Origin of the sequence: Psychrosphaera aestuarii (assembly GCF_017948405.1) — a bacterium.
Lineage (GTDB): Bacteria > Pseudomonadota > Gammaproteobacteria > Enterobacterales > Alteromonadaceae > Psychrosphaera > Psychrosphaera aestuarii.
On record NZ_CP072844.1, the window covers coordinates 805,177 to 827,149 of the forward strand.

Annotated in this window: 26 protein-coding genes; 17 read left to right on the top strand and 9 right to left on the bottom strand. The window is 39.3% G+C overall.

Translation table 11 applies throughout. The features are described 5' to 3' along the window. Position 1: 1 nt before the first annotated feature. Positions 2–967 carry a calcium/sodium antiporter gene (locus J9318_RS03685; RefSeq protein ID WP_210561313.1) on the bottom strand — a complete coding sequence of 322 codons (966 nt, stop codon included), beginning with the start codon at positions 965–967 and terminating at the stop codon, positions 2–4. A 237-nt stretch (positions 968–1,204) separates the two neighbouring features. Here J9318_RS03685 and mlaF point away from each other — a divergent pair, with 237 nt between their 5' ends. The 7 genes from mlaF to murA are packed head-to-tail and all read left to right on the top strand — an operon-like array spanning position 1,205 to position 5,787. Further along, the gene (gene mlaF, locus J9318_RS03690) at positions 1,205–2,038 is read left to right on the top strand and encodes a phospholipid ABC transporter ATP-binding protein MlaF (protein ID WP_210561315.1); all 834 of its coding nucleotides are present in this window, start codon (positions 1,205–1,207) and stop codon (positions 2,036–2,038) included. Beyond that, positions 2,035–2,811, top strand: coding sequence for a lipid asymmetry maintenance ABC transporter permease subunit MlaE (mlaE, locus tag J9318_RS03695; protein ID WP_210561317.1), 777 nt, complete (start codon positions 2,035–2,037; stop codon positions 2,809–2,811). The genes mlaF and mlaE overlap by 4 nt, the downstream gene beginning before the upstream one ends. A gap of 15 nt (positions 2,812–2,826) precedes the next feature. Beyond that, positions 2,827–3,297, top strand: coding sequence for an outer membrane lipid asymmetry maintenance protein MlaD (gene mlaD / locus J9318_RS03700; RefSeq protein ID WP_210561319.1), 471 nt, complete (start codon positions 2,827–2,829; stop codon positions 3,295–3,297). 3 nt (positions 3,298–3,300) lie between these two features. Beyond that, positions 3,301–3,936, top strand: a complete 636-nt coding sequence (locus J9318_RS03705) for an ABC transporter substrate-binding protein (RefSeq protein ID WP_210561321.1) — start codon at positions 3,301–3,303, stop codon at positions 3,934–3,936. A 6-nt stretch (positions 3,937–3,942) separates the two neighbouring features. After that, positions 3,943–4,242 (top strand): STAS domain-containing protein, encoded by a 300-nt coding sequence (locus tag J9318_RS03710; protein WP_210561323.1) that lies wholly within the window; start codon positions 3,943–3,945, stop codon positions 4,240–4,242. A gap of 15 nt (positions 4,243–4,257) precedes the next feature. After that, positions 4,258–4,515, top strand: a complete 258-nt coding sequence (locus tag J9318_RS03715; protein ID WP_210561325.1) for a BolA family protein — start codon at positions 4,258–4,260, stop codon at positions 4,513–4,515. 12 nt (positions 4,516–4,527) lie between these two features. Continuing rightward, complete coding sequence (gene murA, locus J9318_RS03720; RefSeq protein WP_210561327.1) at positions 4,528–5,787, top strand: UDP-N-acetylglucosamine 1-carboxyvinyltransferase; 1,260 nt, start codon at positions 4,528–4,530, stop codon at positions 5,785–5,787. An 83-nt stretch (positions 5,788–5,870) separates the two neighbouring features. Here murA and J9318_RS03725 read toward each other — a convergent pair whose 3' ends face one another. Next, positions 5,871–6,776 (bottom strand): hydrogen peroxide-inducible genes activator, encoded by a 906-nt coding sequence (locus J9318_RS03725; RefSeq protein WP_210561329.1) that lies wholly within the window; start codon positions 6,774–6,776, stop codon positions 5,871–5,873. A gap of 148 nt (positions 6,777–6,924) precedes the next feature. On the opposite strand from J9318_RS03725, the gene ahpC reads away from it, so the two are divergent. Further along, on the top strand, positions 6,925–7,488 hold the full coding sequence (ahpC, locus tag J9318_RS03730) for an alkyl hydroperoxide reductase subunit C (protein ID WP_210561331.1): 564 nt from the start codon (positions 6,925–6,927) through the stop codon (positions 7,486–7,488). Between the two features lie 57 nt (positions 7,489–7,545). Beyond that, positions 7,546–9,105: an alkyl hydroperoxide reductase subunit F gene (gene ahpF, locus J9318_RS03735; protein ID WP_210561333.1), complete on the top strand. Its 1,560-nt coding sequence runs from the start codon at positions 7,546–7,548 to the stop codon at positions 9,103–9,105. Position 9,106: 1 nt separating this feature from the next. Here ahpF and J9318_RS03740 read toward each other — a convergent pair whose 3' ends face one another. The 3 genes from J9318_RS03740 to J9318_RS03750 form a co-directional block, all read right to left on the bottom strand. Continuing rightward, positions 9,107–10,180, bottom strand: a complete 1,074-nt coding sequence (locus tag J9318_RS03740; protein WP_210561335.1) for a trypsin-like peptidase domain-containing protein — start codon at positions 10,178–10,180, stop codon at positions 9,107–9,109. Between the two features lie 106 nt (positions 10,181–10,286). Further along, positions 10,287–11,669, bottom strand: a complete 1,383-nt coding sequence (locus J9318_RS03745; protein WP_210561337.1) for a DegQ family serine endoprotease — start codon at positions 11,667–11,669, stop codon at positions 10,287–10,289. A gap of 110 nt (positions 11,670–11,779) precedes the next feature. Further along, positions 11,780–12,220: a ZapG family protein gene (locus J9318_RS03750; RefSeq protein WP_210561339.1), complete on the bottom strand. Its 441-nt coding sequence runs from the start codon at positions 12,218–12,220 to the stop codon at positions 11,780–11,782. A 124-nt stretch (positions 12,221–12,344) separates the two neighbouring features. On the opposite strand from J9318_RS03750, the gene zapE reads away from it, so the two are divergent. From zapE to J9318_RS03790, 8 genes are all read left to right on the top strand, one after another. Continuing rightward, a complete protein-coding gene (gene zapE, locus J9318_RS03755; RefSeq protein WP_210561341.1) occupies positions 12,345–13,442 on the top strand; it encodes a cell division protein ZapE in 1,098 nt (365 codons plus the stop codon). 210 nt (positions 13,443–13,652) lie between these two features. Next, positions 13,653–14,081, top strand: a complete 429-nt coding sequence (gene rplM / locus J9318_RS03760) for a 50S ribosomal protein L13 (protein ID WP_210561343.1) — start codon at positions 13,653–13,655, stop codon at positions 14,079–14,081. A gap of 14 nt (positions 14,082–14,095) precedes the next feature. Further along, the gene (gene rpsI, locus J9318_RS03765; protein WP_210561345.1) at positions 14,096–14,488 is read left to right on the top strand and encodes a 30S ribosomal protein S9; all 393 of its coding nucleotides are present in this window, start codon (positions 14,096–14,098) and stop codon (positions 14,486–14,488) included. 208 nt (positions 14,489–14,696) lie between these two features. Further along, positions 14,697–15,293, top strand: coding sequence for a ubiquinol-cytochrome c reductase iron-sulfur subunit (petA, locus tag J9318_RS03770; RefSeq protein WP_210561347.1), 597 nt, complete (start codon positions 14,697–14,699; stop codon positions 15,291–15,293). Continuing rightward, positions 15,293–16,561 carry a cytochrome b gene (locus J9318_RS03775; RefSeq protein WP_210561349.1) on the top strand — a complete coding sequence of 423 codons (1,269 nt, stop codon included), beginning with the start codon at positions 15,293–15,295 and terminating at the stop codon, positions 16,559–16,561. The genes petA and J9318_RS03775 overlap by 1 nt, the downstream gene beginning before the upstream one ends. Continuing rightward, entirely contained in the window at positions 16,561–17,310 is a 750-nt protein-coding gene (locus J9318_RS03780; RefSeq protein ID WP_210561351.1) for a cytochrome c1, read from the top strand. The genes J9318_RS03775 and J9318_RS03780 overlap by 1 nt, the downstream gene beginning before the upstream one ends. 97 nt (positions 17,311–17,407) lie before the next feature. Next, positions 17,408–18,031 carry a stringent starvation protein SspA gene (gene sspA / locus J9318_RS03785; protein WP_210561353.1) on the top strand — a complete coding sequence of 208 codons (624 nt, stop codon included), beginning with the start codon at positions 17,408–17,410 and terminating at the stop codon, positions 18,029–18,031. Positions 18,032–18,037: 6 nt separating this feature from the next. After that, positions 18,038–18,514, top strand: a complete 477-nt coding sequence (locus J9318_RS03790; RefSeq protein WP_210561355.1) for a ClpXP protease specificity-enhancing factor — start codon at positions 18,038–18,040, stop codon at positions 18,512–18,514. 76 nt (positions 18,515–18,590) lie between these two features. Here the strand turns inward: J9318_RS03790 and dolP are convergent, their stop codons facing one another. From dolP to J9318_RS03810, 4 genes are read right to left on the bottom strand one after another with little or no spacing between them, the layout of a single operon-like run. After that, positions 18,591–19,151 (bottom strand): division/outer membrane stress-associated lipid-binding lipoprotein, encoded by a 561-nt coding sequence (gene dolP / locus J9318_RS03795; RefSeq protein ID WP_210561356.1) that lies wholly within the window; start codon positions 19,149–19,151, stop codon positions 18,591–18,593. Positions 19,152–19,176: 25 nt separating this feature from the next. After that, complete coding sequence (locus J9318_RS03800) at positions 19,177–19,764, bottom strand: D-sedoheptulose-7-phosphate isomerase (RefSeq protein WP_210561359.1); 588 nt, start codon at positions 19,762–19,764, stop codon at positions 19,177–19,179. Further along, on the bottom strand, positions 19,761–20,132 hold the full coding sequence (locus J9318_RS03805) for a YraN family protein (protein WP_210561367.1): 372 nt from the start codon (positions 20,130–20,132) through the stop codon (positions 19,761–19,763). The genes J9318_RS03800 and J9318_RS03805 overlap by 4 nt, the downstream gene beginning before the upstream one ends. Further along, the gene (locus J9318_RS03810) at positions 20,107–21,948 is read right to left on the bottom strand and encodes a penicillin-binding protein activator (protein ID WP_210561369.1); all 1,842 of its coding nucleotides are present in this window, start codon (positions 21,946–21,948) and stop codon (positions 20,107–20,109) included. The genes J9318_RS03805 and J9318_RS03810 overlap by 26 nt, the downstream gene beginning before the upstream one ends. Between the last annotated feature and the right edge of the window lie 25 nt (positions 21,949–21,973).

The following is a 21,973-nucleotide window of genomic DNA, read 5'->3' on the forward strand; positions in this document are numbered from 1 at the left end:
TTTAGGCAAATAGCAAGAATTGATAACCAACAAACGCACTCAGTAAAATAAAACCTTCAACGCGATTTATACGTCGAGTACGTTGCGCAAAACTCATTGCCATAATTAACAATAATACAGTTGCACCTATCATCACATAAATATCACGCGACGCAGCTGATGGGTCAATTTCGCTAGGGTTAATGAGCGCACCAATACCAAGTACCGCCAATATATTGAAGATATTTGAGCCTATGACGTTACCAATAGCCATGTCATCTTCACCTTTTAATACGCCGGCAACACTGGCGGCGAGCTCAGGTAAGCTTGTACCGATTGCTATAATAGTTAAACCAATAACGAGCTCGCTAATTCCAAAGTGCTGAGCAATTATGACTGCAGAGTCTACTAAAAAGTGAGAACTTAACGGCAGTAAAATTAAGCCTGCAATAATCCAAAACACGGCATTAAGAGTCGGGAGGTTATCAGGAATGTCACTTTCAACTTCGGCGAGGAGTAAATCAGTGGCAGCTGAGTTAGGGCGTTTTGCTAAGTAAATTAGGTAGCCGATAAATACAAAAAACAAAACTAAAAGTAATAATCCTTCATTTAAAGACAGGTAATTGTCGGCTAAAACCCACCAAGCCAATAGAGTAAACCCCAATAAAACCGGCATTTCTCGATACAACGTAGAGGAAGAAACTAATAACGGACGAACTAACGTAGTGATACCTAAGACTAAGAGAATATTGGTAATGTTTGAACCTATGGCGTTACCAACAGATGTGTCCGTAGCGCCTTTTAATGCGGCGTTAGCCGAAACCATAATTTCTGGTGCAGAGGAACCCATTGCAACTATTGTTAAACCAATGATCATTGGTGAAATACCAAGGTTTTTGGCTAAACCTGATGCACCGTATACAAACTTGTCTGCGCCCCATACTAAAACAGCAAAGGAGATAATTAGAATAATTGAAGCGATTAACATGATTAAGAAACTTAAAAATATTGATAAAATAGTACCGTTATTGTGGCGTTAGTCGCGCCAGAAAGCAAAATATATTGCTGTTTTCACTTATAGTTACTCAATTCTTAAACAAATTTATATTTAGACTAAAAAGTTATTTGTAATTCATAATTTTTAACATTTCAAACATAGCTAATTGACTAATTAATCAATACAATGTCCGATCAATAGGCATACCACTAATTAAGCGGAGACAAGGTGAATAAAAATTCTTCAGATTCTGATCACCAGCCTGAGGCTTTGGTAGAGTTAAAGAATGTTACGTTTTCTAGGGGCGACCGCGTTATCTACGATGATATATCGCTAAAGTTTCCAAAAGGAAAAATAACAGCGATTATGGGACCAAGCGGTATAGGCAAAACGACAATGTTACGGCTTATTGGTGGTCAACTTATGCCTGACACCGGCGATATTTTAGTCGCGGGTAATAATATTCCTAAATTGTCTCGTTCTGCTTTGTACAAAGTTCGCGAAAAAATGAGCATGCTGTTTCAAAGTGGCGCCTTATTTACCGATATGACCGTATTCGATAATGTTGCATTTCCAATTAGAGAACACACTTCATTACCTGAAGACATTATTCGCACTATGGTGTTATTAAAGCTTGAAGCCGTAGGTCTTAGAGGCGCGAGAGATTTAATGCCTGCCGAGTTATCTGGCGGTATGGCTCGCCGGGCTGCATTAGCACGTTCGATAGCGCTTGACCCAGAATTAATAATGTTTGATGAACCCTTTGTTGGTCAAGACCCAATCTCGATGGGTGTTTTAGTACGTTTGATAAGAGATTTAAATTCATCATTAAACTTAACAAGTATCGTAGTGTCACATGATGTTAAGGAAGTGATGGAAATCGCGGACTATTTGTACATCATGGCTGATAAGAGAGTTATCGGGCATGGGACTAAAGAGCAACTATTAGAAAGCGAGTCTGAGTTAGTGCAGCAATTCTTGCGAGGCGAAGCCGATGGACCTGTTCCTTTCCACTATGCTGCCGAAACACTGCAACAAGATTTAATGGCGGGGTCTAAATGAAGACGTTACAAACGTTAGGTAAAAATACCATCGAGAAAATGGCTTCAATTGGACGAGCATCTAGTATGCTATTTGGCGCAATTGTAGGTCGATTTAATGTTTTTAAAGCGTTCCCGTTATTTTTAAAACAAGTATATGTAGTAGGTGTGCAATCACTGATCATTATATTGGTTTCGGGTTTGTTTATCGGCATGGTACTAGCATTACAAGGCTATACTGTTCTTATTGATTATGGAGCTGAAGAAAGTTTAGGGCCAATGGTATCGTTAGCGTTGCTCAGAGAACTGGGCCCGGTCGTTACCGCGTTGTTGTTTGCTGGTCGTGCAGGTTCTGCATTAACCGCTGAGATAGGCTTAATGAAAGCAACAGAACAATTAACGTCATTAGAGATGATGGCCGTTGATCCAATTAAACGCGTAGTCGCACCACGATTTTGGGCTGGGGTATTTAGTATGCCAATACTGGCGTTGCTATTCTCATCTGTTGGTATACTTGGTGGGCACTTAGTAGGCGTTGAATGGTTAGGCGTAGATCACGGCAGCTTTTGGTCAATAATGCAGGCCAGTGTCGACTTTCGAGATGATGTTTTAAATGGCGTAATTAAAAGCGTAGTGTTTGCTTTTGTTGTTACCTGGATTGCTCTATATCGAGGATATGATGCAATACCAACGTCTGAGGGTATTAGCCAAGCAACCACACAAACAGTAGTACAAGCTTCGTTAGCGGTTTTAGGTTTAGATTTTGTATTAACTGCCGTCATGTTTGGCAGCTAATTTAAGGGAAAGATGATGACATCAAGAAAAATAGAAGTATTAGTTGGTTTTTTTGTGGCACTTGGTATTGCCGCGGTTATATTTTTGGCACTAAACGTAGCCAGTCAAGGTATGTCCGGCTCAGGAGAAACTTACCAATTAAAAGCTAAGTTTAGCAATATTGGTGGTTTAAAAGTTCGTTCAGCAGTTAAGGTGGGTGGTGTAGTTGTTGGCCGAGTAGAGTCTATCCAATTGGATCCGGTAGATTATGCACCTGTGGCGACACTCGCTATAGATGCTCAATATGATAACTTTCCAGATACCAGCTCTATTGCAATTTTAACATCAGGCTTGTTAGGCGAGCAGTATCTAGGCTTAGAGCCTGGTTTTATTGATGAGACTGTCGCAATTTTAAAAGACGGTGACTATATTGAAGATACTAAGTCAGCTCTGGTATTAGAAGAGTTGATAGGCCAATTCTTATTTAACCAAGGAAGTGATAATTAAGATATGAAAAAACTGTATGTAATTTTATTGAGTTTTTTATTGGTAAGTTTTATTGCTCCAGCAGCTAATTCTAATGACAATCCTTTTGAGTTAGTTAGAGGTGTAGCGGATGCGTTGTTTAAGCGTATTACTGCCGAGCAACAACAAATTGTTGAGAATCCGGAAGTTCTACGAGTGGTGGTTACCGAGCAATTAGCTCCTTCCATTAACCATAAATACGCAGCAGCTATGGTATTAGGCCCTTATTACCGAGTAAGTACGGAAGAGCAGCGCGAAGCGTTTTATGATGCATTCCAAAAGTATTTGGTGGCAACCTATGCGGGCATTCTGACGTTATATGATGATCAGCAAGTGGTTTTTGAACCTGCATATCCAATTGACGGTCAGAAAATAGTGGTTGTTAAGACTCGAGTATTAGACGAAGGTAAGCCAGATATTCGTATTGACTTTAAGTTACGAAAGAACTCCAAGACCGGCGAATGGAGCGCTTATGACATGATTGCTGAAGGCGTATCAGTGTTAGATAGCAAGCGAGCTGAATTGCAAAACCTTATTCGCCAGCAAGGTATCGAGTCTGTTACTCATTTATTGCTCGAGAAAGCAGAAAAACCGATCGTTAAAAAAGATTTAGGTAACTAAAATATTATGTCAGTGTCATTCACGTTAAACGATAATCATTTATTGATAACTGGTGCATTAGATCGCTTTGCGCTAGGGCATCCTAGTTGCTACAAATTTCCTGCTATCACCGGACCGACAATATTAGACTTATGTAAAGTTGAAAGCACTGATACAGCTGGCCTTGCATGGTTGCTTAAACTGATTTCTCACTACCAATCACACCAAACGGTATCAATAATAAATGCACCACAACAATTATTAGCTTTAGCCAGTATTAGCAACGTGTTAGAGTTACTACCATTGAAAAATGACAATTGTAGTTAGATATTTGGATTTGTGATGGATATTGAAAAGGTAAAAGAAGTTCTTTTAGAGAACTTAACGCTTGACGAAGTTATTGTAAAATCAGACGGTTCACACTATCAAATCACCGCTGTAGGTGAGGTTTTCGAATCGTTATCACGAGTTAAACAACAGCAATTGGTATACAAACCTTTGTTAGCGAATATTGCCGATGGCAGTATGCACGCCGTAAGTATCAAAACTTATACCCCTGCCGCTTGGCAAAAAGACAAAAAACTTCAATCACTGCTTTAGATAGAACTTCTTATGGAAAAATTGCTTATAAAAGGTGGCAACTCGCTAAATGGCGAAGTCACAATATCAGGTGCCAAAAACGCCGCATTACCTATTCTTATTAGTTCTATTTTGACAACGGAAGTGTGTCATTATGATAACGTCCCGAACTTAAGAGATATTACTTTTACCTGCCAGCTTCTAGAGCAGTTTGGTACCAAAGTCATTAATAACGGTCATGAAATCGAAATTAATGCGGGTAGTATTAACTCAACCGTAGCGCCTTATGAACTCGTAAACAAAATGCGAGCATCGATTTTAGTTTTAGGTCCATTGCTTGCTCGTTTTGGGCATGCTGAAGTATCACTTCCTGGTGGTTGTGCAATAGGTGCAAGACCGGTTGACTTGCATATTGAAGGGCTTAAAAAGCTAGGTGCAGAAATATCTGTTGAAGCAGGCTATGTTAACGCCAAAGTTGATGGCCGACTGAAAGGTGCTCGTATTTATATGAGCACAATAAGTGTCGGCGCGACTGAAAATCTAATGATGGCCGCGACGTTAGCAGAGGGAACGACTGTTCTTGAAAATGCCGCGCGTGAGCCTGAAATCGTTGACTTGGCTGTATGCCTAAACAAGATGGGTGCAAAAATATCTGGAGCAGGAAGCAATAATATTACTATCGAAGGTGTAGAGCAGCTTCACGGTTGTAAACACACGATTTTACCAGATCGCATTGAAACAGGAACATTTTTAGTTGCAGCAGCTGTAACTGGCGGAAAAGTAGTTTGTAAAAATACAGATTATCGCTTAGTTGAACCAGTTATTGAAAAACTGTTAGATGCAAATGCACTGGTCACTTGGGACGATACTAGTATCACTATTGATATGACGGGTCGTGAGTTAAAAGCAGTAAATATCAAAACCCTTCCTCACCCTGGTTTTCCAACGGATATGCAGGCTCAATTCACCATACTAAATGTAGTTGCAAATGGGGTTGGCACAATAACCGAAACTATTTTTGAAAACCGTTTTATGCACGTACCAGAATTACGACGCATGGGCGCGAACATTCAATTAGAAGGTAATACAGCTATCTGTCCTGAAAAATCAGATTTGATGGGTGCTCAGGTTGTTTCTACCGACTTGCGAGCCTCTGCTAGTCTTGTTATTGCAGGTTTAATAGCATCAGGCACAACTCAGTTGGATGAAGTGTTCCACATAGATCGTGGTTATGAAAATATCGAACAAAAGTTTGTTGGTTTAGGCGCAGATATTACTCGCGTTGATAATTAATCAGACGGTTATGTTTTAGTCTTAAATAATAAGAAAGGGCCATTGGCCCTTTTTTATTGCTTTAATATTTTGCTAAAGCTAATTTATTTAGTTTTGATTAACGACAATTGAGCTTTAAAAATATCCATTAAAATTTCAATATTTTTAGTGCCGCCGTAATTAGGTCTAATAATAAAAGCTAATCGTCTATGTGGGCCTGGCTCATTAAGATGCACTGCACGTAACTCAGACTCGGTATGTATAAGTTGATCCAGTGCCATCTCGGGTACTAATGTTGTGCCGAGTTTACCAACCACCATTTGAATCAAGGTGTTTAAACTGGTTGAGTTAAAATCAGCGTTATTATTGTGCTCATTAAAACTGCAAGCTGCTAAAGCATGATCTTTTAAGCAATGACCATCCTTCAATAACATCAGTCGTTCAATTTTCATGTCTTTGCTTGATATTTCTTGTAGATTACTTGGGCACTCATCTTTGTGAGAAACCCAATAAAAGTCTTCTTGCCAGAACTCAAACGCCATTAAACCTTCAATATCGTATGGTAGTGCCAAGATAGCGCAATCTAAGTCACCTTTTCTTACTTTATCAACAAGGACATGAGACTGATCTTCTACTAGATGAAGCTTAAAATTAGGGTATTGTTTTCTTACGTCTGGTAATACTTTAGGCAGTAAATAAGGTCCGATAGTTGGAATCACACCAATGTTCATTGGCGTACTAAGCGGTAATTTATTCATTTGGGATAATTTATATAAATCATCAACTTGTAATTTAATATTTTGTGCTGTTTTTAATAGTACTTGTCCTGCTGGGGTAACAAGCACTTGTTTATTGTTTCGTTCAAATATTTGTATGCCAAGCTGTTTTTCCAGTTCTGTAATGGCAGTACTCAGCGCTGATTGCGATACGTTACAAGCATCTGCGGCCTTTTTAAAGTGCATTTCGTCTTGAACAGCAAGGGCATAGGAGAGTTGTTTTAACGAGATCATGTTACGTGGTTCTGTTTTATTGAATATATAATTCAAATTAATCAATTTTTATAAATTACTCAAGTCCTCTATTCTCACTTCATCGAAATAAAGCACCTCACAATACAGTGGGTGTTACTTAAACATAAAAAGAAATGAGGAAATCAATATGTCTTTAATCGGAAAATCAATCCCAGAGTTTACGGCTCAAGCTTTTCACAATGGCGAATTTACAACAGTTACATCGGAAGATGTAAAAGGTAAGTGGGCTATTTTCTTATTTTACCCAGCTGACTTCACATTTGTTTGTCCAACTGAATTAGAAGATATGGCCAACCAGTACGAAGAGCTACAAGGCTTAGGTGTAGAAGTATACTCAGTGTCTACTGACACTCACTTCTCTCACAAAGCATGGCATGACTCAAGCGAAGCGATTGGTAAAATCAAATTCCCAATGCTAGGTGATCAAACTGGCCACATTACTCGTGGTTTTGATGTGATGATCGAAGAAGATCACATGGCAGATCGCGGCACATTCTTAGCGGATCCAGATGGCATCATCCAAGTTGCCGAGATTCATGCAGGTGGCATTGGTCGTTCAGCGAAAGATATGTTACGCAAAGTTAAAGCTGCGCAATACGTTCGCGACAATGACGGTGAAGTATGTCCAGCAGCATGGGAGCAAGGTGAAGCGACATTGACTCCAAGCCTAGATTTAGTTGGCAAAATTTAATAGATAGCAAAGTAGTAAGGTGCTCTTTTGAGCACCTTCGCTAAAGGAGAGTTAAAAATGTTAAGTAACGATATTTTAAAGGCCCTTAAAGCCTACACAGAAGACATGACGAATGATGTAACTTTAGTGCTGCAAACAGGCGAGCACCCAAAACGTCAGGAATTAAAAGAATTTTTAACTCAAGTTTGTTCAGTGTCTTCACAATTGCACATCGAAGAAAGAGATGCCTCTGAGGTATTAAGAAGCCCTATCAGTTTTGGTTTAGAAGTGGATGGGACGTTTAATGGTATTTTCTTTTCTGGAATACCTTCAGGTCATGAATTTAATTCGTTGATTTTAGCGATATTGCAGTCAGCGGGTACTGATTTAAAATTAGATAAGCAACTAATGCGTCTAATTCAAAACGTAGATAAAAAACTAAACTTTGAAGTTTTTATTAGTTTAAGCTGCCATAACTGTCCTGATGTAGTTCAGGCGTTAAACCAATTTGCACTGTTGAATGAAAACATATCTACCGAGATGATTGATGGCGGACTATATCCTGAGTTAATCGAACAGCGAAATATTCAAGGTGTTCCGAGCGTTTATCTGAATGGTGAAGTATTTGCTAACGGTAAAATTGATACTGCGCAGCTCGTAGATAAGCTATTAAAAGTAGCGCCTGTAGAGTTATCAGCTGATCAACAAGACGCATTGCCGCTTCAAGATGTAACAATTATAGGCGGTGGGCCAGCTGGCGTTGCAGCAGCAATATACAGTGCTCGTAAGGGTTTAGCAGTGACTATGGTTGCCGATAGAATTGGTGGTCAAGTCAAAGATACAGTTGATATTGAAAACCTAATTTCTGTTAGTAAAACAACCGGTACAGAATTAACAAATAACATGTTAGCTCACATGAACGATTACGAAATCACTCGCAAGGAACATTTGCGTGTAGATAAAGTAGAAAAAGGTAAAATTAAGAAAGTTTATCTAAGTTCAGGTGAAGTAATCGAAACTAAGTCTTTAATTATTGCCACTGGTGCTAAATGGAGACAACTTGGTGTACCGGGTGAAGTAGAGAATATTGGTAATGGTGTGGCCTATTGTCCGCACTGTGACGGTCCTTTCTTCAAAGGCAAAGACGTCGCTGTGATTGGCGGTGGTAACTCAGGCGTTGAAGCTGCACTAGACTTAGCCGGCATGGTTAGAAGTGTAACTGTATTTGAATTTTTACCTGAATTAAAAGCAGACAAAATATTAGTAGAGAAGCTATACGAACGTAAAAACGTTAATGTTATAACGAACGCGGCTACTTCTGAAATTGTTGCAACTAACGGTAAAGTCTCGAGCATTAAATACATAGATAGAGAAACCGAAACTAACCATGAAGTTGAGCTATCAGGTGTATTTGTTCAAATTGGCTTGTTACCAAACAGTGAATTCTTAAATGGCACTGTGGAGCGTACAAAGTTTGGAGAGATTATTATTGATGAAAAAGGTCAAACATCAGAGCAAGGGATATTTGCATGCGGTGACGTTACCACTGTTCCGTATAAACAAATCGTTATATCGATGGGCGAGGGGGCCAAAGCGTCACTAAGTGCTTTTGACTATTTAATAAGAGAGGGTCTGTAAGCTAGTCTATTTCTAGCTTACCAACCTCAACATTAATTTTAATTACTTTATTACTTCTTGATACTGTTAGGGAAATTGTTTCACCGGGTTCGACGTGTTCAACGATCCCTAACAGTTCGGAAAAGCTAACTAATTGCTTGTCATTTACCGCCAATAGTACATCACCAAACTTCAAACCAGATTTCCATGCAGGACCAAGAGGGTCGATGTACGTGAGTCGAATACCTGCAATTGATTCAATACTGCTCCTAACCGGTTGACCCACTTGATTAATGGCTTCACCTTCAAGACCTAAGTATCCGCGCTTTACTTCGCCATCTTCCATAAGTTTGTTCATGATACGTTTTGCAAGTTGATAAGGAATCGCAAAAAAGATGCCTTGAACACCATTTTTAGTACCTGGAGAAGCTGCGGTATTAATGCCCACAAGCATGCCTTGGGAATTTACAAGCGCACCACCTGAATTACCAAGATTAATCGCTGCGTCCATTTGTATAAAATCACTATAACTCGCGCCAGGGGTAAGACCTTTTTTACCCGTAGCACTTACAATTCCTTGGGTTATCGTTTGGCCAAAATTAAGCGGGTTGCCTATTGCTAAAACGATATCACCTACTTGCGGCTCTAAGTCTGATTGCTGTGGGATGGTAGGGAGGTTATTTGCGTTGATCTTTAAAAGTGCCAAATCGGTGACTTTATCTAAACCTATTACTTCGGCATTAAATTGTCTGCCATCTTGAAGGTGCACTAATATTGATTCTGCATTATCAACAACATGGTAGTTGGTAAGAATGTGACCATTACTCGTCATGATAACGCCAGAGCCTAAGTCATTAATTTTTTCTCTACGACTTATAGCTTGGCTACTTCCTGTTACTGAATATACGTTTACCACGGAAGGTGCAGCTTGTTGAACTGCAGAGGCAAATGACATTGCAGCAGGCCGCATGACGTTAGTGGTGAGTTTGTTGATTCCAAGATTGTTACGCAATTCAGGATTGAGAATAACGACAATTAAAGCAGCAGCCAATCCGTAGGCCACACTATTTAATACAAACTTAATCTTCTTAATCACGTTAATCCTGCGTTTTTATGGATGTTTTTTTTATTCTAGAACAAAAAGAGCCCACTTCATACCATCAAAGCAGGCTCATTTGTTACAGACTTTATTTATTATGTTACTAACGAATTAGTATATATAGAGAGCTATTTCCTCTAACGACATTAAGTGCCATCACACCTTTTGCTTCTTCAAGCGCATCGCGTAAATCAGATACACTCTGTATACGCGTTCGGTTAACACCAATAATAATGTCATTTTGTTCAAGTCCAAGCATAGAAGCTGGCGAGCGTTCTTCTAATTCAGTAACTTGAACTCCAGTCACACCATTTTCAGCTTTACCACTAGAGAAAGTCGCACCTTTTAAGGCAGGGTGGATATTGCCAGCTGTAATTGCTGGTTTGTCAGCCGCGCCAAGGACAACGACGACTTTTTTAACATCGCCACTGCGGTTAACGGTAAGCTCAATCTCGCTACCAGCGCCTTTTGTCGAAACTTTACTACGGAGCTCGTTAAAAGAGCTGATTTTTATACCATCAACGTGAGTGACTACGTCACCATATTTTAGACCACCTTTATCAGCCGATGAATCTGGAATTACTTGCTGAACAAACGCACCTTGAGCAATATCTAACTCAAATGTTTTTGCTAAATCAGCATTAAAGTCGTACCCAGTAATGCCAAGAACACCACGTTTGACTTCACCAAATTCGATAAGTTGATTAACTAGATTGTTCATCATGATAGATGGAATGGCGAAACCTATACCAACGTTACCGCCGCCAGGCGCAATAATTGCGGTATTAATACCAACAAGTTCACCTTTAAGGTTCACTAAAGCGCCACCAGAGTTACCACTGTTTATAGCGGCATCAGTCTGAATAAAATCCTCTAAGCCTTGTTGGCTAGGCGCTGATAGACCATGACGTCCCTTAGCACTTACAATACCAGAGGTTACGGTTTGACCAAGTCCAAATGGGTTACCAATTGCTACAACAAAATCGCCGACACGTAATTTATCTGAATCGGCAATTTTAATTTCAGATAAGTTTTCTGGGTCTATTTTTAGCAGCGCAACATCACTTTGAGCATCGCTACCAATTTTTTTTGCTTCAAATTGGCGACCATCTTTTAACGTTACTAAGATTTCGTCAGCATCGTCGATTACGTGGTTGTTGGTAACAACGTAACCTTTATCTTTATCGATAATGACGCCTGAACCCAAACCTTTAAATGGCCTTTCTTGAGTTTGGGGTCCTCTTCGGTTACCAAAAAAATATTGAAATGGGTCCATGCCGGCTTTAACTTCTTTACTACCGGCAACGGAGATATTTACTACTGCTGGGGTAACTTTTTCAACCATTGGAGCGAGAGACGGGACCTCTCCTTTTAAGCTAGTAAAAGGAATTGCCGCTTGTGCCGGCTGAACAAATTGAAGCGATGACATCAATATTGCCGCCAGCGCTGTTACTTTAAAAACTTTAGATTTAACCAAAACTGCCATAAATGGTGTACTCCTTTTAACGAATTACTCATACAGACAGACATAAAGCGTCTAAGTTCAGAAATAAAATACTTTTATATTCTTTATTTACTGATAAACGCTAAATAGGGTTATTGGGTTTTATTTTCAATATTATTTTTTTGTGGAACGCCTTTGAAGACACCAGAGCCAGCATTTGAGTAATCGAGTGGCTGGTTTGAAAGGTTAGATTTTTGACGCTTTTCTGATTGAGTTGTTTTTAGAAACTCAGTGGCTTCTTTTGAAAAAAATGGGAACGCGTTACTCGTCGGTGCTTTATGAAGCACCTGATTGGCATCACTGACTTGTTGATCTATTTGCGATGACAATTCGTTTAACTGTGATGAAATGGTTTTATAAGTAACAAGTTGATCTTGCCACTCTTGTTTGAGCTGTGCATTGTCCTGTTTGTATAGCTCGAGTTGCGTTTTGATTTCATTACTACCAGGAGATAGCTTGTTGCGAAGTAGCATAAACGCGATGCCTGCAAGTACACCAATTAAGAAGAATATAACGCCGTTAATAAATTCCATGATAAAAGCCTTAATAAATTAGCAGGGATTTGAGCAATCATTATGTCTCACATTGCTCTTACCGTGTTAGTATTTTATTTTCCAATTAAATTTTGTTAATACAATTATAAGTCATATGTCGAACATGCAAACACAATTTACGCCTTGGCAACAATATAAAATAGATTTAGAACGTGAAGACTTTCACCATGATGCTTCTCAAGAGAATGCGGTAAAGCATTTGCAACGTTTATATGATGACTTAACGGCCGAACCCAAAGCCCGTTCGTTTTTTTCAAAACTATTTGCTTCAAAACCAGAAAAAAGCGCGCAAGGCCTTTATTTTTGGGGTGGAGTAGGGCGAGGTAAAACATATTTAGTGGATACTTTTTACCACAGCTTACCGTTTGAGAAAAAACTAAGAATTCATTTCCATCGTTTTATGCATAAAGTGCATGACCAAATGAAGTCATTACAAGGTCAGTCAGACCCGTTAAAAATTGTGGCGAAAAATTTAGCGAATGAAGCGCGAGTAATATGCTTTGACGAATTTTTTGTTTCTGACATTACTGACGCGATGATTTTAGGGACGCTATTAGAAGAGCTTTTTAAATTGGATGTGGTTTTTGTAACGACTTCTAATATTGTTCCCGATGATTTATATAAAAATGGATTACAACGCGCTCGATTCTTACCAGCTATTAAATTACTAAATGATCATTGTGATGTTGTAAATGTTGACTCAGGCGTTGATTATCGCCTGCGTACACTTGAACAGGCTGAGATTTATCACTTCCCACTTGATCCTCAAGCAGAAAAAAATCTAGAGCATTACTTTTGTCAATTGGCGCCTGAAGAAGGTAAAAAAGATCAACAGATTGAAGTTGAAAATAGAATGATAGACACTCGCATGGTGGCTGATGGCGTGGTTTGGTTTAACTTTGATGCAATATGTAAGTCCGCTCGTTCTCAATTAGATTTTATTGAAATTAGCAAAATCTACCACACGGTTTTATTGTCTAATGTTGAACAAATGAGTAAAGAAAACGACGATGCTGCGAGACGATTTATCTCAATGGTCGATGAGTTTTACGAACGCAAAGTAAAGTTGATTATATCTGCAGCAGTTGCGTTGGATAGTTTGTATGACGTGGGTGGACTTGAATTTGAATTTAAGCGCTGCGTTAGTCGATTACAAGAAATGCAAAGTCACGACTACTTGGCCGAGCCTCATTTACCGTAAATATTTAAAGACAATTAAAATAGATGAAAATAATCGCTATCAGATGGTGATCTTTTCTACGGTTTCTGTATAATCCCGCCCCTACCCACCGTTACTAACCTTTTGTATTAGCCTACAACTGGTTGTGCACTCGAAGGGGTGCGAATGAAATGGTGTAGTTTGATAATCAAACTACTGGCTTAAAACTATTAATGTTAGGTTCAAGATAAAATGAAAACCTTTACTGCAACACCTTCAACAATCACTCGTGATTGGTACGTTGTTGACGCCGAGGGCAAAACCCTTGGTCGTATCGCAACTGAGATTGCTCTGCGTTTACGCGGCAAGCATAAACCTGAGTATACTCCGCATATGGACACTGGTGATTACATCATCGTTGTTAATGCAGAGAAAGTACAAGTTACTGGCAACAAAGGCCAAGGCAAAATGTACTACTCACACTCTGGTTACCCAGGTGGTATTAAAGAAATTAACTTTGATGATCTTCAAGCTAAAAAGCCTGAAATGATCATTGAAAAAGCAGTTAAAGGCATGTTGCCACGTGGTCCATTAGGTCGTGCAATGTTCCGTAAACTTAAAGTGTACGCAGGTGCCGAGCATAATCATGCAGCTCAGCAACCTCAAGCATTAGATATTTAAGGAGCATTATTAAAATGGCTGATACTCAATACTACGGAACTGGTCGTCGTAAGAGCTCTACTGCTCGTGTTTTCTTACGTCCAGGTACAGGCAATATTGTTATTAACAAACGTTCAATTGAAGATTTCTTCAGTCGTGAAACGGCTCGTATGGTTGTTCGTCAACCGTTAGAGTTAGTTGAACTTCTAGAGAAATTTGACCTTTACATCACTGTTACAGGTGGTGGTACTACTGGTCAAGCTGGTGCGATCCGTCACGGTATCACACGTGCTCTTATGGCTTATGACGAATCACTTCGTCCATCTCTTCGTCAAGCTGGCTTCGTTACTCGTGACGCTCGTCGCGTTGAACGTAAGAAAGTTGGTCTTAAGAAAGCTCGTAAGAAGACACAGTTCTCAAAACGTTAATATTTGCTTTGCAATTATTTGCTCAAAAAGCCCGCAATATGCGGGCTTTTTTATTTCAAAATGAAAATAATCTTCTATATTCTTATATTGCCTTGTTTTACATGGGGCTTTTTCGGTAGAATCTCTTAAATTACCAAATTTTTAAGAAGTGGGTCTGTTTAGAACACTTCATAATACGCTTATTAATCCTAATCGCGGAGAATATTGGATGAGCAATGCGCCTGTAGACAATAGTCGTCGTCGTTTCCTCACTGTAGCAACATCAGTTATTGGTGGTGCTGGGGCAGTGGCAGCGGCTGTGCCATTTATTGCTTCCTGGAATCCTAGTGCCCGAGCTAAATCAGCCGGTGCTCCAGTTGAAGTTGACATTACAAAAATTGAACCGGGTCAATTGATCCGAGTTGAGTGGCGAAGTAAACCTGTTTGGGTTATCTATCGTACTCCAGAGATGCTTAAAACAATTGAAGACATTTCTGCAGATGACTTAAAAGATGCAAACTCTGAAGTAGAGCAACAACCAGCATATGCTAAAAATCTTCATCGTTCTCAGCGTCCTGAAATATTTGTAGCTGTAGGTATTTGTACGCACTTAGGTTGTTCACCAACTTATATGTCTGAAGGCTATGAGGAAGTAGTAGAAGGTGTTAAATCAGGATTCTACTGTCCATGTCATGGTTCTAAATTTGATATGGCTGGTCGTGTATTTAGTGGTGTTCCCGCTGGTGCAAACTTACAAGTTCCTCCTCACTACTTTATCGATGATAACAACATCTTGATCGGCGAAGATCAGGAAGGAGCAGCGTAATGTTCAAAAACCTTGTAGATTGGATTGATGCTCGTATTCCTATGTCGCGTGTTTACAACATGCACATGGCGCAATACCCAGCACCAAAAAATATGAACTTTTGGTACGTTTTTGGTTTTTTAGCCACAATCGTATTAGTTAACCAAATCGTAACCGGTATATGGTTAACGATGAGTTATGAACCTTCTGCTGCAGGCGCATTTGCTTCTGTTGAATACATCATGCGAGATGTTGAATACGGCTGGATTATTCGCTACATGCACTCAACCGGTGCGTCAGCGTTCTTTGTTGTTGTATACCTTCATATGTTCCGCGGTATGATGTATGGCTCCTATCAGAAACCACGTGAATTGTTGTGGTTATTCGGTATGTTTATTTACCTTGCACTAATGGCTGAAGCCTTTATGGGTTACTTATTACCGTGGGGACAAATGTCTTACTGGGGTGCTCAGGTAATCATAGGTTTATTCGGTACGATTCCTGTTATAGGTGAAGACTTAGCGTTGTGGATACGTGGTGACTACGTAGTATCTGGTGCGACACTAAACCGATTCTTTGCATTGCACGTAATCGCACTACCTCTAATTATCGTTATCTTAGTATTCCTTCACATTGTTGCGCTTCATGAAGTTGGCTCTAACAACCCTGATGGCGTTGATGTTAAACGTCCTAAAGGTTCATTGTCAGATGATGAGAAAACAAAATTTGAATTCCATGAATACTATACGTCTAAAAAAGATTTATTGGATGATGTAGTACCATTCTTTCCGCACATGGTTCTTAAAGACTTAATGGCGTTTGGTATTTTTATATTCCTATTCTGCTATGTCATGTTCTTTAACCCTGATATGTACGGCAAGTTTATTGAGCATCCAAACTTTGAAATGGCGAATAACCTTAAAACGCCAGAGCATGTATTCCCTGTTTGGTACTTCACTCCGTTCTACGCAATTCTTAAAGCGGTACCAAATCCGTTTGGTGGTGTTGTAGCTATGTTTGGTGCAATCATTGTACTAGCGTTATTACCTTGGATTGACCGTGGTAAGGTTCGCTCGTGGCGTTACCGTTGTGGCCTACATAAGTGGAATCTGATTATATTTGCGATTGTATTTATTATCCTAGGTTACTTAGGTGGCACACCGGGTACTCCATTTAAAGAGATGATTTCTAAAGTCTTTACCGTTATGTATTTTGGTTTCTTTGTATTACTTTGGTTATACAGCAAAAACGAAAAGACTAAGCCACTGCCAGAAAGGATTACGAAATAATGAAAAAACTTATTCTTACTCTTGGTTTATTCGCTGGTTTAGTTTCTGCTTCGGTACTTGCTGCAGGTGGCGGTGCGTTGCCTTACAAAGCAGAAATCGACCAAACTGATAAAGCTTCGTTACAACGTGGTGCTAAGTTGTTTATGAACTACTGTGTTGGTTGTCACCAAATGCAGTTTCAACGATACGAGCGTACTTTTAACGACTTAGGCATTCCTCTAGACGTAGGTATGGAAAACTTAGTTTTTACTAAAGATACAAAAGTAGGTGAGCATATTAAAAATGCGATGCCTAAAGCTGATGGTGCAAAATGGTTTGGTGCAGCTCCTCCAGACTTGACACTTGAAGCTCGTTTACGTGGTCCAGATTGGATTTATAGCTACTTAAAGTCTTTTTACGTAGACCCTTCACGTCCGTTTGGCGTGAACAATACAGTATTTAAAGACGTTGGTATGCCACACGTATTACAAGAACTTCAAGGTGTACCTGAAAAAGTATACGAAGAACGTATGATCGACGGTGAAATGGTTAAAGAATTCGTTGGTATTAAATCTGACGGCTCTGGTGAGCTTAGTGAAGATGAATACGATCGTGCAATGTTAGATATCACTAACTTCATGGTTTACATTGGTGAACCTATGATTTTAGAGCGTGAAAGCATTGGCTATAAAGCACTACTTTACTGTTTCATATTCTGGATATTCGCAGTTTTGCTTAAGAAAGAATACTGGAGAGACATCAAAAAATAATTGTTAAGTAAATTAAAAACTTAACAACTATTTTACTTAAAAAGGGGTGTTTCGCCCCTTTTTTGATAATGCAATTTGAAAGATTTTGGAGAAATAAATGGCTGTGTCTGCAAACAAACGAGCGGTAATGACTTTATTTTCTGGTGCAAATGACATGTATAGTCATCAGGTTCGCATCGTATTAGCGGAAAAAGGGGTTAACGTGGATATTCACTATGTAACTCCAGATAACATGCCTGAAGACCTTTATGAAGTTAATCCGTATGGAAACGTTCCAACGTTGATTGACCGTGAATTAGGGTTATATCGTGCAAACATTATTAATGAATATTTAGACGAGCGTTTTCCTCATCCACCATTAATGCCAGTATATCCGGTAGCTCGTGGTCGTTGTCGTTTGATGATGGATAGAATTGAAAATGACTGGTATTCACTAACTCGTAAAATTGAGCAAGGTGATGAAGCTGCACGTCAAGAGTTAAAGGAAGGCATCTTAGCTATTGCACCTATTTTTGCTGAAGACCCATATTTTATGAGTGAAGAGTTTAGCTTAGTTGATTGTTACTTAGCTCCGTTATTATGGCGCTTGCCTTCGTGGGGTATCGAATTGTCAGGCCCTGCAGCAAAAGATATTAAGACTTATATGCTACGTGTCTTTGAGCGTGAGTCTTTCCAAGCCTCGTTAACAGATGTTGAAAAAGACATCCGTAGTACTTATTAAGTAATTATGGAAAATATGACTCCAAATCGCCCTTATTTATTGAGGGCGTTTTATGATTGGATTTTGGATAATGAGCATACGCCTTACTTAGTTGTCGAGGCAGACTTGCCGCATGTTCAGGTTCCACCGCAAAGTGTAAAAGACGGACAAGTGGTATTAAACATTAGCCCAAGTGCAGTTCAAAGCTTACAAATAAGCAATGAGCAATTAACATTTTCAGCACGATTTGGCGGTGTTCCATTTGAAGTATATGTTCCAATGTACGCCGTATCCGCGATTTATGCGCGTGAGAATGGTGCTGGAACAATGTTTCCGCCAGAGGACTATGACATTGACGGTTACGAATTAGCGCCTGTAGAAGGCGATACTTCTGAAGTCGAAGAGCCTGGCGCTTCATTTGAAGTGGTAAGCTCGTCAGAAAAAGATTCAAAAAAGGTCGATTCAACTGATAAAAAGCGTAGCCACTTATCAATTGTTAAGTAACTTGTTTGTAAATTTGAAAAAAAACCAGCATTTGCTGGTTTTTTTATATTTCAAGTTTTCATTAGGATTCGGAGAATTATTCGAATACCTTTATAACTCGATCAACTCCAGATATTTTTGACGCAACGGAAGCTGCCTCATTCGCTTGCTCTGGCGATACTATGCCAAGTAAATAGACTTCTTGAGCCTCGGTTATTACCTTTATTTTAGTACCTTCAATTTTATCATTGGCTAAAAACGCCGATTTAACTTTAGTCGTTATCCACACGTCCTTAGCTTTGCTTCCAATCGACGCCAAAGGACCTACTTTTACCTGATTATGAACTTTTATAACATGATCGACACTTTTCAAAATACCGTCAATTTTAGTGATTAAAGCTTGAGTAGGCGCTTGTCCTACGGCTAATAACTGGCCGTTGTAGCTCACTAATGTAATATTAGCATTGTCGCTTACTTCTTTATCTTTCATTAACTTAACAGTGGCTCGAACTTCAATACCATTATCGTCGATTTGGCTACCAACTGAACGTGGATCATTAGCAGCTGAAACGGCTGTCACTGCACTAGCAACGATTGCTGTTTCAACGCAACCTTGCACTAAAACAATACATAACAACAATATAAGGTGCTTTTTCATATAACTAATTCCTAAATCTAAACGATTACATAGAGAAAATAACTTCATCAATTAATTCACTTAATACGTGCACTGTGAACAACTGAATCTCTAAGGTCCTACTTGGCTTATTAGTCGGCAAACGAATCTCAATATCATTATCGCCTAATAGTCCTGCTATTTCACCGCCATCATCCGATGTGAAAGCGATAACTTGAATGTCACGAGTTAATGCTGTTTCGAGTGCAGCTTTAATAGATGGTTCCTTGTTATTCAAAGAAAAAACTACTAAAACATCTTGCTCATTGCCAATGGCCCTAATTTGTCTGGCAAAACGCTCTTGAAAGTTGGTCAAATTAATTTCATCTAGACCACAGTTTTGCACATGATCATTTAACGCTATTGCTGGCAAACATGGACGTTCGATCTCATAGTAATTTACTAAAATACCAGCGAAGTGCTCTGCCATCATTTTTGCCATTGAGTCGGCACAAGTTAGAACTTTATTACCAGATAGCAGTGTTTGAGCGATAACAGCTGCGGAAAGCGCAATGTTGTCTGCATTCTGCTCACCCGAAGCGATAAAGTTTTGTATATTTGAGGTGTAAAGTTGTTTTATTTTATTGTCATTCATGAAAATGCACTTTCAATCCAGTTTAGCTGGTTGTTTTCGAACGCGATTACGTCAAACCGTATATTTGGTGTTAGTTTACGTTTCTGCAGGTAAAAAATCGCGGCTTTTTTAATTTTTTGTTGTTTTTGATATGTTACAGACGCTGCTGCGCCGCCAAATTGATAACTTGATCTAAACCTTACCTCTATAAAAATATATGTATTGGTATTTGAACAGTAAAATATTAAGTCAATTTCACCTACTTTACATCTAAAGTTAGTGTCCACAAGGTTTAATCCTTGCTTCAGTAAATAATTTTTTGCTTCTAATTCTCTTGCATCACCAACGAGTTGTTTATGCGTTTTAGTTACTACCTTCTGATTGGACAATGACTTTTCCTTGCAAATATCGAGACCAGCTAAGTTGGCGTTTTATGGCTAGGTTATCTTTAACACTTAGTTTTCCCGTCAATCCGTATAAAGATTCTGAAGGTAAAATAGTAAGTTGTTTCAGAGCAAAGATTAGCTCGTAAGCATCATGGCCAAACGCGAATAGCTTTTTCAATTGTGTTTGTTGTTCGCCTATCGTCTCATATAATTTGTGGAGCTGTGGTTCAGTATTTTTAATTAACCATGGCATCTCAGTAAAAAACATACCATTTAGGTCGCGTTTTTGTTGAGTTGACTCATCAACAACATAACTTCGGCTGGACGCGTATATTGGCAGACGTTTGCCAAACGCACTGATATTGACATCGAAAAACGGTTTTATAAGACGAGTTTGTTGAGAGTTCGCAATAACGTAAACGGCGTCAATGTCAGACCTGCTTCTTGTCTCGGTTTCAAGTGCCGCGCCAAATAATCGCTTCATTTCGGCAATTCTCGCTTGGCTAGCATCAACATCAAGCAATTGCTGTACAGCGTCTCCCAGTTTAGAGCGATTTCTAAAGGCTATAGACTCTGCTTGTTTTTCCGTTGCGGCATACCAAGCAGCATTAAAGCGCTCATGTAATCGTCGGCCTAAGGAATTATCAGCGTAAATAACAGCAGGCGTTTTAACTTCCTTTTCTAAAAATAACTCAATAGCTTGATCTATCTCATCTTCAGGCGATAACGAAAAGTAGTAACTTCGAGCTAGGTTCTGTAATTGCGTAGGTAAAATTTCAGGTATGTTTAGGTTTAACCGAGGTACTGCCCTAATTACGTCGCTTTGTTGGAAACTAATTACCGTCTCTTTTTCTAGCGGTCCAACAATAAAATCAACGCCTCGCTCAACAATTATGTTTTCAATATCTTTGAGCTCAAGTAATCCTGTGTCCAATACGTGAACCGTAGTTAAGGAGTCAAACGGCTTAGCGGATAAAAATCCGTCGCGAATCGTCATTGCTTGTTTCGCTAATTTACCTGACAACGGCAGTAAAAGAGCAATACTTGTTGGTTGATAAGGTTCGACACTGAGGAGCTGCTGAACTTGCGTAGGCAACTTCGACGGCACAACAGTATCAGGATATATTCGTTTCCATCTAGCTAATTGAACTGGAAGTTCATTGGGGTCTGCAAGGTATTGTCTAACGATATTAGCTAATTGAATCCAAGCATCCGATGACTGGCCAAAGTCAGTGTTAAATCGGCTTAACGTTTCGGCAGGGATACTAAGAATATGTTTCCAGATCAGGTTGTTAATAAGTACTTGATCTGAAGAAGATAACTGCTGGTCATATAATGACTGTAATTGGAAACTTGCTTGAATAACTTCAATATGTTTGTTTTGTTGAGACTTCAATTGTGCATCTAGCACACGCATTGGAATTGCAAAGCGATTGGCTAAAGTACCTTGTTGTAATCTATTCACTACACCTTGTGCTTCATCAATTTGTTGCGCATACAATAACGCTTTTGCTAATTCGATATCTAACATGACTGAATTTAGCCTAGACGAGTCAACTTTTGACAAGATAGATTGAATAAATATGACTGGCTTTTTTTCGGCAATCGCGGCTTTGGCGGCTAGGATGTAAAAGCTCTGCTGCTCACTGTTAAGGTTTGTCGTTTGCGCTTGTTTAATATAAAACTGGCTGTCCTTGAATGTGCTAATTACAGCTTCATTGGTATCGTTATTTTTTTTGACAGCGATTTGCTGTTTTGGAGCACTGCCACACGCAGCTAAGAGAGAAACTATTATTATTATTACAATCGAACGAATCACAGTCATTTACCTTAGTTGGCGCAAA

Coding starts and splice junctions, on each gene's coding strand:
- J9318_RS03685 (WP_210561313.1), bottom strand. CDS start 967: ATGTTAATCGCTTCAATTATTCTAATTATCTCCTTTGCTGTTTTAGTA.
- mlaE (WP_210561317.1), top strand. CDS start 2,035: ATGAAGACGTTACAAACGTTAGGTAAAAATACCATCGAGAAAATGGCT.
- mlaD (WP_210561319.1), top strand. CDS start 2,827: ATGACATCAAGAAAAATAGAAGTATTAGTTGGTTTTTTTGTGGCACTT.
- J9318_RS03705 (WP_210561321.1), top strand. CDS start 3,301: ATGAAAAAACTGTATGTAATTTTATTGAGTTTTTTATTGGTAAGTTTT.
- J9318_RS03710 (WP_210561323.1), top strand. CDS start 3,943: ATGTCAGTGTCATTCACGTTAAACGATAATCATTTATTGATAACTGGT.
- J9318_RS03715 (WP_210561325.1), top strand. CDS start 4,258: ATGGATATTGAAAAGGTAAAAGAAGTTCTTTTAGAGAACTTAACGCTT.
- murA (WP_210561327.1), top strand. CDS start 4,528: ATGGAAAAATTGCTTATAAAAGGTGGCAACTCGCTAAATGGCGAAGTC.
- J9318_RS03725 (WP_210561329.1), bottom strand. CDS start 6,776: ATGATCTCGTTAAAACAACTCTCCTATGCCCTTGCTGTTCAAGACGAA.
- ahpC (WP_210561331.1), top strand. CDS start 6,925: ATGTCTTTAATCGGAAAATCAATCCCAGAGTTTACGGCTCAAGCTTTT.
- ahpF (WP_210561333.1), top strand. CDS start 7,546: ATGTTAAGTAACGATATTTTAAAGGCCCTTAAAGCCTACACAGAAGAC.
- J9318_RS03745 (WP_210561337.1), bottom strand. CDS start 11,669: ATGGCAGTTTTGGTTAAATCTAAAGTTTTTAAAGTAACAGCGCTGGCG.
- J9318_RS03750 (WP_210561339.1), bottom strand. CDS start 12,220: ATGGAATTTATTAACGGCGTTATATTCTTCTTAATTGGTGTACTTGCA.
- zapE (WP_210561341.1), top strand. CDS start 12,345: ATGCAAACACAATTTACGCCTTGGCAACAATATAAAATAGATTTAGAA.
- rplM (WP_210561343.1), top strand. CDS start 13,653: ATGAAAACCTTTACTGCAACACCTTCAACAATCACTCGTGATTGGTAC.
- rpsI (WP_210561345.1), top strand. CDS start 14,096: ATGGCTGATACTCAATACTACGGAACTGGTCGTCGTAAGAGCTCTACT.
- petA (WP_210561347.1), top strand. CDS start 14,697: ATGAGCAATGCGCCTGTAGACAATAGTCGTCGTCGTTTCCTCACTGTA.
- J9318_RS03775 (WP_210561349.1), top strand. CDS start 15,293: ATGTTCAAAAACCTTGTAGATTGGATTGATGCTCGTATTCCTATGTCG.
- J9318_RS03780 (WP_210561351.1), top strand. CDS start 16,561: ATGAAAAAACTTATTCTTACTCTTGGTTTATTCGCTGGTTTAGTTTCT.
- sspA (WP_210561353.1), top strand. CDS start 17,408: ATGGCTGTGTCTGCAAACAAACGAGCGGTAATGACTTTATTTTCTGGT.
- J9318_RS03790 (WP_210561355.1), top strand. CDS start 18,038: ATGGAAAATATGACTCCAAATCGCCCTTATTTATTGAGGGCGTTTTAT.
- dolP (WP_210561356.1), bottom strand. CDS start 19,151: ATGAAAAAGCACCTTATATTGTTGTTATGTATTGTTTTAGTGCAAGGT.
- J9318_RS03800 (WP_210561359.1), bottom strand. CDS start 19,764: ATGAATGACAATAAAATAAAACAACTTTACACCTCAAATATACAAAAC.